The following is a 14,836-nucleotide window of genomic DNA, read 5'->3' on the forward strand; positions in this document are numbered from 1 at the left end:
GAGTATTTACCTAGCCTAGCAAGATACTAGCCTCATAAGGGAGTCGTAGGATGACCCCGTGACCCAGGCACCCACGACGGGCGCGTCCTACTGGTACGGGGAGGACGACGCGGAGCCGCGCCTCCTCCTCGAGGCGTTGCGCGCCTTCCGACGTTCCGACGAGGCGATGCGCCGGCGTGCCGGCCGTGACATGAACATGAACCTCACGGACCTCCGCGCGCTCCAGCACGCCATCGCGTGCGAGGAGCGCGGCGAGCCCGCCACCCCGCGCGGGCTGGCGGAGTACCTGGCGATCTCCACGGCGTCGACCACCAAGCTGCTCGACCGCCTCGTCGCGTCCGGGCACCTCCAGAGGCACGCCCACCCCACCGACCGCCGCTCCGTCGTCGTCACCGCATCGAAGGCCGCGCACGACGAGGTACGGGAGCGTCTCGCGTCGGTGCACGACCGGATGCTCCAGACCGCCCGCGCCGTGCCCGCGCACTGCCGCCCGGCCGTCCGGGAGTTCCTCCTCGCCATGGCGGCCGAGGCCGAGCGCGAGCCCGACGACGCCGCGGGTGCCGTCGTCGGTGACGCGACGTCCTGAGCGGCGGCACCTGCCCGCACCCCGGGGTGTGATCGATAAGAATGGCATTTCTGAAACGACCGGGATGGCTCTTGGCAGACCAAAGACCCACTTCTGGAAGAAGTCCGTGCAGATCTCGCACGAAGGACGATCGGCTCGGAATGGCGATCTAGCATCGCAGCCGTGACGATGACGACAAGGCTCACGCAACGCCGGTTTGCCACTACTGCAACAGTTGTCGTAGCGACGTTCGGCCTGGTGTGCACGAGCAGCATTGAGGCTCATGGGGCCGTCGGCGACATGCGCAAGCCCATGGCCGATCACACCGCCGAGGAACACACCTCCGACCTTTCGGTACACCAACGGACCACGCGTGACGGCTTCGACACGATCAAGAAATCTGCTGGCAGGAGGCTTCCGGCCAGCGCGCGCAGGACGATCGGCGGATTAGTTGCAGACTCCGTCCCGCTCCAGAACGGACTCGCGGTGTCCAATGATTCGTTGTCTTCGTTGCCCACCGCCGACAATCCCGAACTGGGGAGCATCTCCCTGGAGACAGGGGACTTCGTGGGGTTCACGATCGACAGCGTGTCCAACGTCGTTGCTTCGGGTGACGCGGTCAGGGCCGAAGCCGGCGAAGATTCCACGGTCGTGGCACACGTGACCGAGCGCGGCATGCAGGTGGTCCAGGTCGCGCACAGCGCTGACGCAGACGACCTGACCCTGGCGACCGAGGTCCCTGCTGGCTCCCGCTGGGTCCATCAAGACGACGGCAGCCTTCTTCTCATGCGTGAGGATCGGTCTCAAGACCCGATCATGGCTATCGACACGCCGTGGGCCGTGGACGCTGACGGACGCGAACTTCCCACGCAGTTCGTCGTCACCAAAGATGGGACGATCACCCAGCAGATCGACACCGCCGGCGCTACGTTCCCCGTCGTCGCGGACCCGTCAGCATGGTGGTGGACCAAGAATGTCGCGGTGTGCGCTGCGCAAGTCGCCTCAGTCATCGTGCCGGGCAAAGCCGTCGCGGTCGCAGCAAAGCTCGCCAGGGCCGCGGCCAAGAGCGTCAAGGTGCGCCAAGCGCAGGCGATCATCAAGAAGCTTGGCGGGTTCGTGAGCGCCATGAAAAAAGTCGCGACATACGTCAAGACCAAGGGCAAGGGGTTGTCCCCGACAAACAGGAGGCGCGTCGAGAACCTCCTCGGTCAGGGCAGCGCGGTCATCTCGGAGATCCTCGGCCTCGGAGGGTGCTACAGAATCTTCGTGGAACTGAGGTAAAGGACTGATGAGCCCGATGGAAATCCTCTTCGCTGTGATATCGGCAGTGTGCGCCGGAATCGTCACGCAGTCACCCTACGTAAGCCCGGCCCGGGTACCGCGATGGGCGTGGAACGCTATACGGGGAGCAGTCTTCCTGACCATGCTCGCTCTCGGCGTCGCGGCCACACCCCTGTTCGGCGGCCCTGAGGACGGTGTCATCGGGTCGGCAGGTCTCACGATGGCCGCCGTGCTGTGGCTTCCACAGTTCGTCATCGGCCTGACGATGGGTCCGATGGCGCGCAGCGAGGACGACCCCCCGCCCTCCGAATAGGCACGTCAGGCACCGAGCGGAGCTCCCCGGGGGCGGTCGCCCGACGCCACCCACTCCACGTCGCGCAGCTCGTGCACCTGCTCCACCATCCACGGGCTCAGCGCCCAGGGGGCGAGCGCCACCAGCGCCTCGAGGTCGCCGGGGGTCACCCAGCGCAGGTCCATGACCTCGTCGGGGTTCGGCTCGGGCTCGCGGTCCGTGGTGGCGAGCAGCACGGGACAGCGCTCGTTCTCGACGACGCCGCCGGCGTCCACCGCGCGGTAGCGGAACTCCGGCAGGACGGGATCGCCACCGGTCACCACGTCGAGCCCGAGCTCGTGGCGCGCGTGGCGCGCGACAGCCTGGGCCAGCGTCTCCCCCCGGCGCGGGTGGCCGCAGAACGAGTTGGTCCACACGCCGGGCCACGTGCGCTTCGACAGCGCACGCCGGGTCAGCAGCACCCGGCCATCCGGTCCGAACAGGTAGCACGAGAACCCGAGGTGCAGCGGCGTGTCCCGCGTGTGCACGGTCGCCCGGGGGGCGAGGCCCACGTCCGTGCCCGCGTCGTCGAGCAGGATGACGTGGTCCTCGATCTCGGCGGCCGAGCGCCGCCCCGTCGCCGTCACGCCTCCACCGCCACGCCGTCGGTCCCGCGGCGGCCCTGCCCGGACCGTCGCACGAGCAGCACCAGCGCGGCGCCGAGCACGGCCGCCGCGGCAGCAGCCGCGGTGACCGCCGCCGGCGTCGACGCCGGGTCGCCCTGCGCACGCGCGACGACCACCCACACCAGGCCCCACGCGATCGCCGCGGCCACCGCGATCCGGCCGCCGCCCCGCACCGCCAGGCCCACCCCGATCCCGGCGACCACCGCCAGGATGCCGACCGCCCACCAGTCGGGCGCCACGGCGCCGCCGTCGAACCCTGCGGCCGCGAGCGCCGCCGCCACGTTCGCGACGGTGGCCACGCAGACCCAGCCCAGGTAGAGGCCGAGGGTCCCGTCGACGAGCACGCGCTCCGCCACGCCGCGCGCGGAGGTCTGCACCAGCACCAGGAACGTCCGGACGAGGACGGCGAGGAGCACCGCGATCACGAGGACGCTCCACCACAGCGCACCCGCCTGGACGACGAGGATCCACGCGGCGTTGAGGACCATCGACGCCGCGACCGGGAGCCGCAGGCGACGCTGCCGGTCGTCGGCGGCGTACGCGGGCAGCCACTGGAGCACGGTGTACCCGGCGAGCCCGAGGTAGATCACCGTCCAGATGGAGAAGGCGGGGGACGCGGGGGCCACGAGGGTGGCGTCGGCCGCGAGCGCGCCGCCGGCGGCCTCGGCGATCGGGGTGCCGCCGAAGACGCCCACCCCGATCATCGACCCGACGACGCAGACCACGTAGCTCACCGTGACCGCGACCTGCTGGGGCCGGACGGTGGCGGGTGCGTTCGCCATGCGGGCTCCTCCTCGTGCGTCGTGCTCGGACGTCTTGCTCAGGACTCTCACCCCTCGTCGACCGTGCCACGTCCCCCGTGGCACGCACCTCACGATGCCATCGCCGCGACAATATTGCTAGCCTGGCTAGCAACTGCGCAGCCCGTCGACCCTGTCGACGAGGGAAGGATCGGCCATGACACCCGAAGCCCCGCTCGTCCTGGTCACCGGCGCCACCGGCTACATCGGCGGTCGCCTGGTGCCCGAGCTCCTCGCGGCCGGGTACCGCGTGCGGGTGCTGGCCCGGCACCCCGAACGGGTCGAGCCGCGCGACTGGGCCGACGCCGTCGAGGTCGCGGTCGGGGACGCGAGCGCGCCCGACGACCTGCGGCGCGCGCTCGACGGCGTGGATGTCGGCTACTACCTCATCCACGCTCTCGGGGCGGGGGCGGGGTTCGCCGACCGGGACCGCAGCACGGCCCGCGGGTTCGCGACGGCGGCCGCCGAGGCAGGGCTGCGCCGCGTCGTCTACCTGGGCGGCCTGTACCCCGAGACCGAGCATCTGTCGCCGCACCTGCAGTCCCGCCGCGAGGTGGAGCAGATCCTGCTCGACGGCGAGGTCCCGACCGTCGTCCTGCGCGCCGCCGTGATCCTGGGGTCGGGCAGCGCGTCGTTCGAGATGATGCGGTACCTCACCGAGCGCCTGCCCGTGATGGTCGCCCCGCGGTGGATCGACAACCGCATCCAGCCCATCGCCGTGCGCGACGTCCTGCGCTACCTGGTCGGCGCGGCGGCCATCCCGGAGACGGTCAGCCGCGGCTTCGACATCGGCGGCCCCGACGTGCTGACCTATCGCCGGATGATGCAGCGCTACGCCGCGGTCGCCGGGCTCCGGCCGCGCGTGATCGGCGCCGTCCCCGTGCTGACGCCGCGGCTGGCGAGCCTGTGGGTCGGGCTGGTCACCCCGGTCCCTCCGGCGATCGCGCGCCCCCTCGTCGGGTCGCTCGTGCACGAGGTCGTGGCCCACGACCACGACATCGCCGACCACGTCCCCGACCCGCCCGAGGGTCTCGTCGGCTTCGACGACGCGGTCGCGCTCGCACTGGCCCGGATCCGTGACCTGGACGTGCGGACGAGCTGGAGCTCGGCGTCGACGCAGGGAGCGCCGTCCGACCCCCTGCCCGACGACCCCGACTGGGCCGGCGGCAGCCTGCTGGTGGACGACCGGTCGCGCGAGGTGGACACGACCCCCGAGTCCCTGTGGTCCGTCATCGAGGGCATCGGCGGCGCGCACGGCTGGTACTCCTGGCGCCTGGGATGGGTGGCCCGAGGCGTCCTCGACCGCCTGTTCGGCGGCCCCGGCCTGCGCCGCGGCAGGCGGCACCCGCTGCGCCTCGAGCCCGGCGACGCGCTCGACTGGTGGCGCGTGGAGAAGGTCGTGCCCGGGAAGCTGCTGCGGTTGCGCGCCGAGATGCGGTTGCCCGGCCTCGCCTGGCTGGAGCTCTCCGTCGAGGACGGACCGGACGACCGGCCCACGTTCCGCCAGCGGGCGATCTTCTCCCCCCGGGGGCTGCCCGGCCAGCTCTACTGGTGGGCGATCAGCCCGTTCCACGGCATCGTGTTCGGCGGGATGCAGCGCAACATCGCCCGCGCGGCGGAGGAGCACGGCGCGGCGCGCGACGACGGCCCGGCCGAGCGGCCGCGGGCGGTACCGCGCTGAGCGAGGCCGTCAGTGCCGCGCGCGCCGCGCGCCGAGCGGGCCGCCGAAGACGAGCGAGATGCCGAGCACGAACCCGACGTCGTACCAGTTGCCGTTGTTGTGCACCTCGTAGACCGACACCGAGTCGGTGAACAGAGACACCACGAACGTGACCGGCAGGATCATGCCCTGCCAGAGACCCCACCAGAACCCGTACGGCCCGTGCCCACCGATCGTGGAGGTGTCCACCCCCGGGTTCGGGCCCGCCGCGCACGCGCCGAGCAGCGCCAGCGCCACCACCACGACCGCCGCCGTCGTCGCGCCCCGTGCCCGCGGTCGCGCCACGGGGGCGTCCGCACTCTCCCCAGACCGTCGCCCAGCCATGCGTCCACCATGGCACCGCACGGGCACGGGCGCCCGCGGGCCGACGGCGCGACGACGGCCCCGCCCGGTCGCACGGACCAGGCGGGGCCGCCGTCGTCGGGTCGTCAGGCCTGGCCGGAGCTGCCGCCCTTGACCTCCTGCGCGACGTCCTGCGCGGCCTGCCGGCCGTGCTCGGCCATGTCGTGCCCCGCGCCGCTCACGGAGTCCTTCAGGCCCTCGGCGTGCTCCTGCGCCGTTCCCTTCAGCTCCTGGGCCATGGAGGCGCCCGCCTCCTTGAGGTCGTCGACCAGCGGGGCCGCAGCCTCCTTGACCCGGCCCGCCGCCTCCGCCTCCTGGCGGGACGCCGGCACGAGCGACGCCGCGATCAGACCGAGGCCGAAGGCCACCAGCCCGACGGCCAGCGGGTTCCCCTCCGTCTGCTCGCGCACGACGCGCGGTGCGCCCGAGACCGCGTCCCCCACGCTGCCCGCCGCGTCGCGCACGCTGTCGGTGGCGTGGTGGACAGCATCCGTCGCGTGTCGGGACGACGAGCCCGACGTGCCCATGACGCGCTCCCGCAGACGGCTGACGCCCGCTCGCGCGCGCTCCGTCTGGCGGCGGGCGACCGCGCTCGGCCGCACGTGCTCCTCCAGGGTGTCGACGTCGCGGCTCAGCTCACGGCGCGTCCGTTCGATGTCGGCGCGAACCTGCTCCGGGTCGGTGGTGCTCATCGGTTCTTCTCCTCATGTCCTTGGAGAGCGTTCGGGATCTTGCGGAGGGTGTCCGTGGTCTGCGACAGCCCGGGCGCCTGCTGGATCTCGCGGCGGCCGACGAGGGCGAGCACGGCTGCGATGATCGCCCAGACGACAGCCACGACGAGCGCCGACCACCCGAGCCCCATGACGGTGCCGAGCGCCCACCAGAGCGCCAGCGACAGGAACAGCAGGACCATCCCCGCCCCGTAGCCCGCGCCGGCCAGCATCCCGGCGCCCTTGCCCGCGCTCTTCGCGGACTCGGCAGCCTCCGCCTTGGCCAGCGTGATCTCCTGCCGCACCAGCGTCGAGAGGTCCCGCGTCACCTCGGCCACGAGCTGGCCGAGGCTCAGGCCCTCCGGGTCGCCGAACCGGCCCGCAGCCGGGGACGACGGCTCGGCCTGCGGCCTCTCGTCCTCCGGTCGCGTCGGGGGGACGTCCGCGACGGGGCGGTCGAACACGGGCGCCGTGGACGCCGCGCCCGGTGACGTCGGGGGCGCGACGCCGGGCGGGACGCCCGCAGGCCGGCCGACCGTGCCCGGGGCCGTGCCCCCGCTGTCGTCGGCGCCGTCCGCGCCGAGACGGCCGGCAGCTGCCCCCGCACGGGGATCAACGGACGACATGACCCTCACCTCCCGTCCCGACCCCCGCGGCGGTGCCCGCCGCGCCCGTGGACGGCATGCCGCTGGGCGCGGCCGTCGGCGCCACCCCGGTCGTCCGGCGCGTGGTGGGCACGGGAGCCGCGACCCCGGAGGTGCCGGAGGCGCTGGAGCTGCCGGAGACTCCCGGGCCGCCGGTGCCGTCCGTCCCGCCCCGCTCGCCCGAGCTGCGGTCGGGAGCGTCCTTGACTCCCCGGAGCAGACGACCGACGAGGAGGCCTGCCCCGGCCGCCAGGACGAGGAACGTCCCGGGCCGGCGCCGGGCGAAGTCCTGCACCTCGTGCAGCACGTCGCCGGGCTCGCGCTGCTCGAACCAGTCCGCGAGCCGGTCGGCGGCCTCCGAGCCCCGGTCGGCGACCTGGCTCGCATACCCGGGGTCCTCGCTCGCGCGGCTCATGTCCGTGAGCTCGGACCCGAGGTGGCGCAGGCCCGCGGCCAACCTGCCCTGCTGCGCGGTGGCCTGCGAGGAGACTTGGTCCCGCGCGTCGTCCAGGAGGCTCCTGGCCCGGCGACCGGCCTCGTGCGCGACGTCGCCGACCCGCTCGGAGGCCTCGTGGGCCATGTCCTTGCCCGCGTCCGCCGCGTGCGACGCGGCAGACGCGGCACGGTCGCGGACGCCCTCGTCGTCGCCGGACGAACCTGTGGACGAACTCGTGGATGAACTTGTGGATGAACCTGTGGACGAACCGGAGGAGGCGCCCGGGGCCGGCGGGTACGCCGGGGGCACGGTGGGGGGCGGCACGGACGGGTCCGGGGGGACCGGTGCCGCCGGCGGCGGGGTGCTGCCGTGCTGGGGGAACGGTGTGTCGCTCATGCGTCACTCCTCGGAACGGCCCGCGCGGGGCGGGCAGGAGTGCCGGACGCGATGCTGCGCTGCTCGCGACAGCGAGAGGACGAGGTCCGCAGCCGTCGCCTGTCCGGCGGGGCCGCTTCCTGACCTCTCTCCACCATGGGGCCACCCGCGCTCGCTCACATCTTCAGCGACCCCCCGAGGCTCCGACCTGGTGGTGGCCCTCTCGTGCGGGTGTCGGTGGGTCGCGGCAGTCTGACGAAGGTGTCCGGCGCCTGGCCGGACCTGTCGCCAGGAGGGCGAGATGAGCGAGAGCACTGCGACGTCCGGTCCCCAGCACCCCGGTCCTCAGCACCCTGGTCCCCAGCACCCCGTCGCCGTCTTGGACGCGGTCGTCTTCGACGTCCCGGACGCACCCCGCGCCGCCGACTTCTGGCAGCGCCTCACGGGCGCGGAGGTCGAGCAGCAGGGCGACGGGGACGACTGGATCACGCTCCGCACGCCCGACGGGTGGTCGCTCGCCTTCCAGCCGGCCCCGGACCTGCAGCCGCCGCAGTGGCCCGAGCAGGACCACCCCCAGCAGCTGCACCTCGACCTGCGCGTGCCCGACGTCGCGGCGGCCGTGGAGCGCGCGGTCGGTCTCGGCGCGACCGTGCTGCGCGAGAACCCGGAGTGGACCACGTTGGCCGACCCGGCGGGCCACCCGTTCGACCTCTGCCACGCCCCCGACAACGACGGCCTGACCGTCATGGGGGTGACGCTCGACGTGCCGGACGCGTCCGCCGCGGCGGCGTTCTGGTCGCGCGTGCTGGCCGAGCCGGTCGTCTACGACGCCGAGGGTATGGCGATGCTCGGAGGCGAGCGGGCGCTGCTGTTCCAGCAGGTGGAGGGCTACACCGCCCCGCAATGGCCCGACCCGGCGCACCCGCAGCAGCTCCACCTCGACCTCGCCATCGGCCCGCAGACCCTGGACGAGGCGGAGGCCGCAGCCCTCGCCGTCGGGGCGCGACGCCTGCCCGGGGACGAGGACTCGTTCCGCGTGTTCGCCGACCCGGCCGGGCACCCGTTCTGCCTCTGCCGCTTCTGAGCGGCGGTCAGTCGCGCAGGACGAGAGCCGGCCGGTCCGGGTGGTCCACCCGGATCACGACGTCGGCCTGCCGCTCGGGCTGCACCTCCCGGCGGTAGCGCCCGTACGCGGCGAGCGTCCACGCGTCGTCGAGCGGGGTGTTTCGCGTCTCCGTCGCCGGTCGCAGGGCGAGGTGGACGACCACGTCGACGTCGAGCCCACGGCCCAGGGCGAGCGAGCCGTCCAGCACCACGACCGTGCCGGGCGCGGCGTCCACGTACGTGGCGCGCGTGGCACGGTCGGTGACCGGGTCGCGCAGCGTGGGCAGCCACCGCCCCCGGGCGACGACGCCGGTGAGCACCTCGCGGTTCAGCCCGCCGACGTCGATCCACTCCTCCAGGAGGGCGTCCGGGTCACGACGACCGCGCTCGAGCCGCAACGACGCCGGCCGCAGGAAGTCGCGCACCCGGACGCGCGCCACCGGGCGCCCGGCAGCGCGCAACGGCTCGGCGAGCGCGTCGGCCAACTCCTCCGGCCTGGTCGACGGGTGGCCGTCCACGAGCACGCGCACCGGCCGGTCGCTCGCCTGCGCCAGGACCCGCGTCACGACGTGCTCGACCACACCGACCGGGGTCACGGGCTCCACGCGCACGCCGCCATGCTGCCATCCGTGCACGCCGACCGCCCCGCCCGCCCGGCACGGCGCCAGCTCGTGTGGTCAGGTCGTGCGCTGAGGTCGTGGGCTCAGTTCGTGGGCTCAGGTGGCGTGCTCGACGCAGCGCGTCGCGCCGGGACGCGCCTCCAGCCGCGCTGCGGGGATCGGTCGACCGCACACCTCGCACACCCCGTACGTCCCTTCGGCCACCCGGTCGAGCGCGGCCAGCAGCTGGTCCCGCTCGCGCTCCGCCTCGGTCGCGAGCGCCGCCGCCTGCTGCCGTTCCCAGGCGAGCGTGGCTCCCTCGGGGTCGTGCTCGTCGTCGACGTTCGCGTCCCGGGCGGACTCGACGATCCCCGCGACCGCACGGCGCTGCGCCGTCAGCCGAGCCTCGACCTCCGCAAGCCGCGCCCGCAGCCGCGCCCCGGCGCCGTCGCGCGCGCCCGTCCCCTCGGCCGCCGCTGCCTCCCCCGGCTCACCGGTCCCGCCCGAGCCCCCCTGGTGGTGCACCATCCCGGCAGTGTCGCACCACGCGCCCTCGCGCTCACGGACGACCGAAGAAGCACCAGACCTGCCGAAGTAGTGCTGAACCTGCCGAGGTAGTGCTGAACCTGCCGAGGTAGTGCTGAACGCGCCGAGGTAGTGCTGAACGCGCCGAGGTAGTCGAGAACATGCCGAGGTAGTCGAGAACATGCCGAGATAGTGCTGAACCTGCCGAGGTAGTGCACTACCTCGGCAAAGGGGGGACTACCTCGGCACGATCTCGACTACCTCGGCAAGAGGGGAACTACCTCGGCCCGATCTCGACTAACTCGGCAGGAGGGGGACTACCTCGGCGACGAGTCAGAGGGCGCGGTGCGTCCAGCGGCCCGCGACGATCGTGCCCGCCACGGCGGTGGCCCGCAGCGCGTCGGCCAGGGCGGCAGGGTCGCCGGTTCCGGGTCCGCCATCGTGCGCGGCGGCGTGCCCGGCGTCGTGCCCGGCCTCGTGCCCGACGTCGAGGGGGTCGGCGTCCAGGACGGCGAGGTCGGCCGGGCCCCCGACGGCGAGGTCCAGCGGCCGGCCGTCCACGGACGCCTCGAGCGCGGCACGCACGTCGATCCGCTGCTCCGGGTGCCAGGGATCGCGGCCGTCGCGCGAGCGCGTGACGGCCGCGGCGACGGCGACCCATGGGTCGAGCGGCGCGACGGGCGCGTCGCTGCCCAGCGTGAGCGGGACCCCCGCGGCGCGCAGCTCGGCCAGCGGGAACGCCCGGTCGTGCCGGTCCGGCCACAGCTGCTCGGTGACGTCGCGGTCGTCCATCGCGTGCTCGGGCTGCACGCTCGCCGTCACCCCCAGGGCGGCGAAGCGGGCCACGTCCGCACGGCGCAGCAGCTGGGCGTGCTCCACCGACCCGCGCGCGCCGGAGGCCTCGAAGGCGTCGAGCGCCAGGGCGTTGGCACGGTCGCCGATGGCGTGGATGGCGCAGCGCAGCCCCCCGGCGTGCGCGCGGGCCATGAGCGGGACGAGCCGGTCGGTCGCGATGTTGAGGACGCCGTGCGCGTCCGGGCCGGCGACGCCCGCGTAGGCGTCGAAGCAGAACGCCGTCAACGTGTTGAGGGACCCGTCGCTGATCACCTTGAGCGGTCCCTGCGTGACGAGGTCGGAACCCTCCGGGCCGCCCAGCACGTCCCCGGTGCGCAGCCCGGCGTCGAGCACCCCACCCAGGTGCTGCTCCCACACGCCCGCGCGCACGCGCAGGCCGTCCCAGCCCGCGGCGACGCGGCGGCGCCAGGTGGTGAGGTTGTCCGCCACCTCGAAGTCGACGACGCCGACGACGCCGCGCTCGGCGGCGGCCCGTGCCGCGTCCGCGACGAGGGCGTCGGCCACGGCGTCGTCCACGGTGACGATGCGCGGGCTCGCGGGCATCCACTCCTCCTCGCGCAGCAGCCCCGTCGGGTGGTGCGCGATGCCGAGGAAGCGCAGGCCCGCCGTCGAGGCCCACGCACTGTGCAGGTCGCCCGACAGCAGCACCACCGGGACCTCGCCCGCCACGGCGTCGAGCAGCTCGGCAGCCGGCTCGTCCGGCCAGGTGGCCCAACGGAACCCGTACCCCACCAACGGCGCGCCGCCGGTGGGAGGTGCCGCACGGTCCAGGCGGTCGCGCACGAGAGCGGCGGCGTGCGCGGCGCTCGTCGCGGCGGACACGTCGAGCCGCTGCCGCACCATGGCCCACTGCGTGAGGTGCGTGTGCGCGTCCCACAGCCCCGGGACGACCGTGCGGCCGTCGACGTCCACCTGTTCCGGGAGCGTGGACACCGGCACACCGGCGCCCGTCCCGGCAGGGGTCACCGCTTTGATGCGGCCGTCGTCGAGCAGGACGTCGACAGACCGGTCGGAGCGGCCCGCGAGGCGGGCGTTCGTCAGGAGCAGCGCGGACACGGGGCCACCGTAGACGCCCCGGGTCGCCGGTGGCGCCGAGGCCGTCAGGCGCCGCCGGCGGCGTGGACGCGCAGCGCCTCCACGACGAGCGCATGGTCGTCGGCCTGCGCGAGCCCCGAGACGGTGACGACGCCGACGACACCGACGCCGTCCACGCGCACGGGGAACGCGCCGCCGTGCGCGGCGAACTCCTGCAGGGGGAGCTGGTGCTGCGCGGCGAAGTCGGTGCCCTTCGCCCGCGCCCGCAGGCCCACGAGGAAGGACGACGCGCCGAACCGCTCCACGACCCGCACCTTGCGCTGGACCCACGAGTCGTTGTCCGGGGTGGTGCCCTCGCGTGCGGCGTGGAACACCTGCTGCGTGCCCTTGCGCACGTCGACCGTCACGGCCAGCCCGCGCTCCGTCGCCAGCTCGACCAGCAGGCAACCGAGCTGCCACGCGTCGTCGTGGGTGAAACGCCTGAGCACGAGCTCGCGCTCCTGCTGCTCGACCTCGGCGACCAGGGCGGCGACGTCCTCGGGGTTCCCCATGGCGACAGCGTCCCACGCCCGGTCACGACGACGCACACGGCCCGTCCCGCCGGGCGGGGCGGCGACCGTCGGTACGGTCGCGGACGTGACCCGACTCGTGCTCGTCCACGGCCGCGACCTCGCCGGACACGACCCCGACACGCTCGAGGCGCAGTGGCTCGGAGCCCTGAGCGCCGGGCTCGCCGCCGCAGGATCGGCGTTCCGCCCCACCGACGCGGGCTCGTCGTTCGTGTACTACGGCGACACCCTGGCGCGGCTGGTCGACGGTGGCACACCGCCCGCGGTGACGGTCCACGCTCTGGGAGCGGGGGCCGGGCCCGCGGACCTGCCCGCGCTGCCGGAGGGCGAGCTCCGGTTCGTGCTCGACGTCGCGCGCGAGGTCCTCGCAGGCGCGGGTCACCGCGACGCACCGGTCGTGGCGGAGGGTGCCGTGTCCGACGCGCTCGTCGAGGCTCTCGTCGCCGCGCTCGCGCTGGTGGACCGGTACGTGCCCGGGGTCGGCGCCGAGGTGCTGCTGGTCCTCACCCGCGACGTCTACGCCTACCTGCACGACGACCACGTCCGACAGGTGATCGACGACGGTCTGGCCGACGCGCTGAGCGGCGACGAGCCCGCCGTCGTCGTCGCGCACTCGCTGGGCAGCGTCGTCGCCTACGCGGTGCTCACCTCCGGGTCCTTTGCCCGCGCCGGCGGACCGGACGTCCCGCTGCTCCTCACGCCCGGCTCGCCGCTCGGGATCCGGGCGATCCGCGACGCGCTGCAGGCGCGGACGGCGCTGACGTTCCCTCGCGGCGTGCGCCGGTGGGTGAGCCCTCGTGACCCGCGGGACCTGCTCGCGCTGCACGACCTCACGCCCGACGCGTTCCCGTTGCCGGCGGGGTCGCCCGGCATCGAGGTGCTGCGGGTGACGAACCGCGCGCCCGGGTTCCACGCGGCGGCGTTCCCCCTCGACGACGGCGCATGGGCCGGGTACCTGGCCCTGCCGGAGGTCGCCGCGCCCGTCGGCGAGGCGATGACGTAGCTACGTCGTGGGCGCCTGCCAGCCGGGCAGCACCCGCTGGAGCGCGGCGACGAGCTCGATGGAGCTGCCGTCCTTGCCGCCCGCGCCGAGGATCATCGGCGGCCGTTGCGGGGTGACGTGCGCGCCGCGCACCCGGTCCAGCAGCGTGAGCGGCGCGGTGAGCACGTAGAACGTACCGTCGCTCGTGACGGCGGCGGTCCGGTCCTGGCGGAGGTACCAGCCGCGCAGCGACGTGCGCGCCGTCCCGCGACCGCCGTACCCCTTGACCTGCAGCGGCTCGGGCTCCAGCCCGGCAGCCGCGGCGGCCCGGACGAAGTCGTGCAGCAGCGCTTCCGCCTGCGCGTGCTCGACGTCCTGTCGCGCACGCAGGCGCTCAGCCTGCACGCGCGCGGCCTCGGTGCGCTGCGCCGCCCAGTCGTCGCTCACCGGGGCATCCTCCCACCTCCGACCTGTCAGACCCACGTGCCGGTATGGCGGCACGTGGGTCTGACAACTCTCGGGTCAGAGCTCGCGGTCAGAGCTCGCGCTCCGCGTACGCGACGAGGGCGTCGCGCACGAACGTGGCCCCGTCCGTGCCGCCGTAGTTCTTCGCGAACCGAGGGTCGGCCACGTACATCTCGGCCAGCCCGACGACGTACTCCCTCGTCGGTCGCCCCTGCTCCGCGCCGGGCGTGCCGGGGATGCCGCCGAGCCAGTCGGCGTGCCGGGCTGCGAGACCCTGCGCCTCGTCGGACGTCGGGTCGACGCCGCGGCGCGCGGCGTCGGCCCAGGCCTCACCGAGCGCCTTGGTACGCGCCTGCCACTCCCGCTGTCTCTCCGGACCGAGCCCGCGCCACCACGCGTCGCTGGTCGCGTACGCGTCGGCGCCCCAGCGCTCGGTCACCTCCTCCTCGTACTGCGTGTGGTCGAAACCGTCGAGCATGTCCTCGGCCATGAGCTGTTCTCCCTTCTCGATCGCGGTCACGGTCCGCTCCACGGACGCGACCTGCCTCGCCAGGCGGTCCTGCTCGGCGCGCAGCTGCTCGAGGTGGCGGCGCAGCGCGCCGGCCTCGTCCGCCTGCTCCTCGAGCACCCTGGCGATGTCGGTCAGCGGCAGGCCCAGGTCGCGCAGCAGCAGGATGCGCTGCAGTCGCCGGACGGCTGCGGCGTCGTACTGCCGCAGCCCGCCCGTCCCGGTGCCCGACGGCGGCAGCAGGCCGATCTGGTCGTAGTGCCGCAGGGTGCGGCTGCTGACCCCGGCGAGCCGAGCGACGTCCTGGATGGAGCGGTTCATGACCCGACCGTAGAGGTTGACGTCGCGTCAACCGCAAGCGTGA

Annotated in this window: 18 protein-coding genes; 6 read left to right on the forward strand and 12 right to left on the reverse strand. The window is 74.0% G+C overall.

Going from position 1 to position 14,836, the window contains the following annotated elements:
- Positions 1 to 58 precede the first annotated feature (58 nt).
- The 3 genes from ACWGKI_RS11025 to ACWGKI_RS11035 all read left to right on the forward strand — a co-directional run bounded on the left by ACWGKI_RS11025 (position 59) and on the right by ACWGKI_RS11035 (position 2,159).
- A complete protein-coding gene (locus tag ACWGKI_RS11025) occupies positions 59 to 586 on the forward strand; it encodes a MarR family winged helix-turn-helix transcriptional regulator (RefSeq protein WP_380243601.1) in 528 nt (175 codons plus the stop codon).
- A 162-nt stretch (positions 587 to 748) separates the two neighbouring features.
- Positions 749 to 1,846 (forward strand): hypothetical protein, encoded by a 1,098-nt coding sequence (locus tag ACWGKI_RS11030; protein WP_452186933.1) that lies wholly within the window; start codon positions 749 to 751, stop codon positions 1,844 to 1,846.
- Between the two features lie 142 nt (positions 1,847 to 1,988).
- Positions 1,989 to 2,159, forward strand: a complete 171-nt coding sequence (locus tag ACWGKI_RS11035) for a hypothetical protein (RefSeq protein ID WP_380243599.1) — start codon at positions 1,989 to 1,991, stop codon at positions 2,157 to 2,159.
- 5 nt (positions 2,160 to 2,164) lie between these two features.
- Here ACWGKI_RS11035 and idi read toward each other — a convergent pair whose 3' ends face one another.
- The gene (gene idi, locus ACWGKI_RS11040; RefSeq protein WP_452186935.1) at positions 2,165 to 2,764 is read right to left on the reverse strand and encodes an isopentenyl-diphosphate Delta-isomerase; all 600 of its coding nucleotides are present in this window, start codon (positions 2,762 to 2,764) and stop codon (positions 2,165 to 2,167) included.
- Entirely contained in the window at positions 2,761 to 3,585 is an 825-nt protein-coding gene (locus tag ACWGKI_RS11045; protein WP_452186937.1) for a tryptophan-rich sensory protein, read from the reverse strand. Before ACWGKI_RS11045 ends, idi begins: the two co-directional genes overlap by 4 nt.
- A gap of 175 nt (positions 3,586 to 3,760) precedes the next feature.
- On the opposite strand from ACWGKI_RS11045, the gene ACWGKI_RS11050 reads away from it, so the two are divergent.
- Complete coding sequence (locus ACWGKI_RS11050; protein WP_452186939.1) at positions 3,761 to 5,284, forward strand: SDR family oxidoreductase; 1,524 nt, start codon at positions 3,761 to 3,763, stop codon at positions 5,282 to 5,284.
- 9 nt (positions 5,285 to 5,293) lie between these two features.
- On the opposite strand, the gene ACWGKI_RS11055 is transcribed toward ACWGKI_RS11050, so the two are convergent.
- The 4 genes from ACWGKI_RS11055 to ACWGKI_RS11070 all read right to left on the reverse strand — a co-directional run bounded on the left by ACWGKI_RS11055 (position 5,294) and on the right by ACWGKI_RS11070 (position 7,851).
- Positions 5,294 to 5,647: a hypothetical protein gene (locus ACWGKI_RS11055; protein ID WP_452186941.1), complete on the reverse strand. Its 354-nt coding sequence runs from the start codon at positions 5,645 to 5,647 to the stop codon at positions 5,294 to 5,296.
- A 104-nt stretch (positions 5,648 to 5,751) separates the two neighbouring features.
- Positions 5,752 to 6,357, reverse strand: a complete 606-nt coding sequence (locus tag ACWGKI_RS11060) for a DUF3618 domain-containing protein (RefSeq protein ID WP_452186943.1) — start codon at positions 6,355 to 6,357, stop codon at positions 5,752 to 5,754.
- Entirely contained in the window at positions 6,354 to 6,731 is a 378-nt protein-coding gene (locus ACWGKI_RS11065) for a phage holin family protein (protein WP_380245064.1), read from the reverse strand. The genes ACWGKI_RS11060 and ACWGKI_RS11065 overlap by 4 nt, the downstream gene beginning before the upstream one ends.
- A 256-nt stretch (positions 6,732 to 6,987) precedes the next feature.
- Positions 6,988 to 7,851, reverse strand: coding sequence for a hypothetical protein (locus ACWGKI_RS11070; protein WP_452186945.1), 864 nt, complete (start codon positions 7,849 to 7,851; stop codon positions 6,988 to 6,990).
- Between the two features lie 280 nt (positions 7,852 to 8,131).
- Here ACWGKI_RS11070 and ACWGKI_RS11075 point away from each other — a divergent pair, with 280 nt between their 5' ends.
- On the forward strand, positions 8,132 to 8,914 hold the full coding sequence (locus tag ACWGKI_RS11075; RefSeq protein WP_452186947.1) for a VOC family protein: 783 nt from the start codon (positions 8,132 to 8,134) through the stop codon (positions 8,912 to 8,914).
- A 7-nt stretch (positions 8,915 to 8,921) separates the two neighbouring features.
- Here the strand turns inward: ACWGKI_RS11075 and ACWGKI_RS11080 are convergent, their stop codons facing one another.
- The 4 genes from ACWGKI_RS11080 to ACWGKI_RS11095 form a co-directional block, all read right to left on the reverse strand.
- Positions 8,922 to 9,545: a uridine kinase gene (locus ACWGKI_RS11080; RefSeq protein ID WP_452186949.1), complete on the reverse strand. Its 624-nt coding sequence runs from the start codon at positions 9,543 to 9,545 to the stop codon at positions 8,922 to 8,924.
- 105 nt (positions 9,546 to 9,650) lie between these two features.
- Positions 9,651 to 10,061, reverse strand: coding sequence for a TraR/DksA family transcriptional regulator (locus ACWGKI_RS11085; RefSeq protein WP_452186951.1), 411 nt, complete (start codon positions 10,059 to 10,061; stop codon positions 9,651 to 9,653).
- Positions 10,062 to 10,391: 330 nt separating this feature from the next.
- Positions 10,392 to 11,969, reverse strand: a complete 1,578-nt coding sequence (locus tag ACWGKI_RS11090) for an amidohydrolase (RefSeq protein WP_452186953.1) — start codon at positions 11,967 to 11,969, stop codon at positions 10,392 to 10,394.
- A 44-nt stretch (positions 11,970 to 12,013) separates the two neighbouring features.
- The gene (locus ACWGKI_RS11095; RefSeq protein WP_452186954.1) at positions 12,014 to 12,499 is read right to left on the reverse strand and encodes a heme-degrading domain-containing protein; all 486 of its coding nucleotides are present in this window, start codon (positions 12,497 to 12,499) and stop codon (positions 12,014 to 12,016) included.
- 85 nt (positions 12,500 to 12,584) lie between these two features.
- On the opposite strand from ACWGKI_RS11095, the gene ACWGKI_RS11100 reads away from it, so the two are divergent.
- On the forward strand, positions 12,585 to 13,520 hold the full coding sequence (locus ACWGKI_RS11100) for a hypothetical protein (protein WP_452186956.1): 936 nt from the start codon (positions 12,585 to 12,587) through the stop codon (positions 13,518 to 13,520).
- On the opposite strand, the gene ACWGKI_RS11105 is transcribed toward ACWGKI_RS11100, so the two are convergent.
- Together ACWGKI_RS11105 and ACWGKI_RS11110 are read right to left on the reverse strand one after the other, a co-directional pair.
- Positions 13,521 to 13,946: a hypothetical protein gene (locus ACWGKI_RS11105; protein WP_452186958.1), complete on the reverse strand. Its 426-nt coding sequence runs from the start codon at positions 13,944 to 13,946 to the stop codon at positions 13,521 to 13,523.
- Positions 13,947 to 14,034: 88 nt separating this feature from the next.
- Positions 14,035 to 14,793: a MerR family transcriptional regulator gene (locus tag ACWGKI_RS11110; protein ID WP_380243746.1), complete on the reverse strand. Its 759-nt coding sequence runs from the start codon at positions 14,791 to 14,793 to the stop codon at positions 14,035 to 14,037.
- Between the last annotated feature and the right edge of the window lie 43 nt (positions 14,794 to 14,836).

This window comes from Isoptericola sp. NPDC055881, from assembly GCF_053615895.1.

What these genes read in the sequence shown, in the direction of transcription:
- ACWGKI_RS11095 (WP_452186954.1), bottom strand. Translation starts at nt 12,499, where the DNA reads ATGGGGAACCCCGAGGACGTCGCCGCCCTGGTCGCCGAGGTCGAGCAG.
- ACWGKI_RS11070 (WP_452186945.1), bottom strand. Translation starts at nt 7,851, where the DNA reads ATGAGCGACACACCGTTCCCCCAGCACGGCAGCACCCCGCCGCCGGCG.
- ACWGKI_RS11075 (WP_452186947.1), top strand. Translation starts at nt 8,132, where the DNA reads ATGAGCGAGAGCACTGCGACGTCCGGTCCCCAGCACCCCGGTCCTCAG.
- ACWGKI_RS11110 (WP_380243746.1), bottom strand. Translation starts at nt 14,793, where the DNA reads ATGAACCGCTCCATCCAGGACGTCGCTCGGCTCGCCGGGGTCAGCAGC.
- ACWGKI_RS11055 (WP_452186941.1), bottom strand. Translation starts at nt 5,647, where the DNA reads ATGGCTGGGCGACGGTCTGGGGAGAGTGCGGACGCCCCCGTGGCGCGA.
- ACWGKI_RS11060 (WP_452186943.1), bottom strand. Translation starts at nt 6,357, where the DNA reads ATGAGCACCACCGACCCGGAGCAGGTTCGCGCCGACATCGAACGGACG.
- ACWGKI_RS11035 (WP_380243599.1), top strand. Translation starts at nt 1,989, where the DNA reads ATGCTCGCTCTCGGCGTCGCGGCCACACCCCTGTTCGGCGGCCCTGAG.
- ACWGKI_RS11045 (WP_452186937.1), bottom strand. Translation starts at nt 3,585, where the DNA reads ATGGCGAACGCACCCGCCACCGTCCGGCCCCAGCAGGTCGCGGTCACG.
- ACWGKI_RS11085 (WP_452186951.1), bottom strand. Translation starts at nt 10,061, where the DNA reads ATGGTGCACCACCAGGGGGGCTCGGGCGGGACCGGTGAGCCGGGGGAG.
- ACWGKI_RS11050 (WP_452186939.1), top strand. Translation starts at nt 3,761, where the DNA reads ATGACACCCGAAGCCCCGCTCGTCCTGGTCACCGGCGCCACCGGCTAC.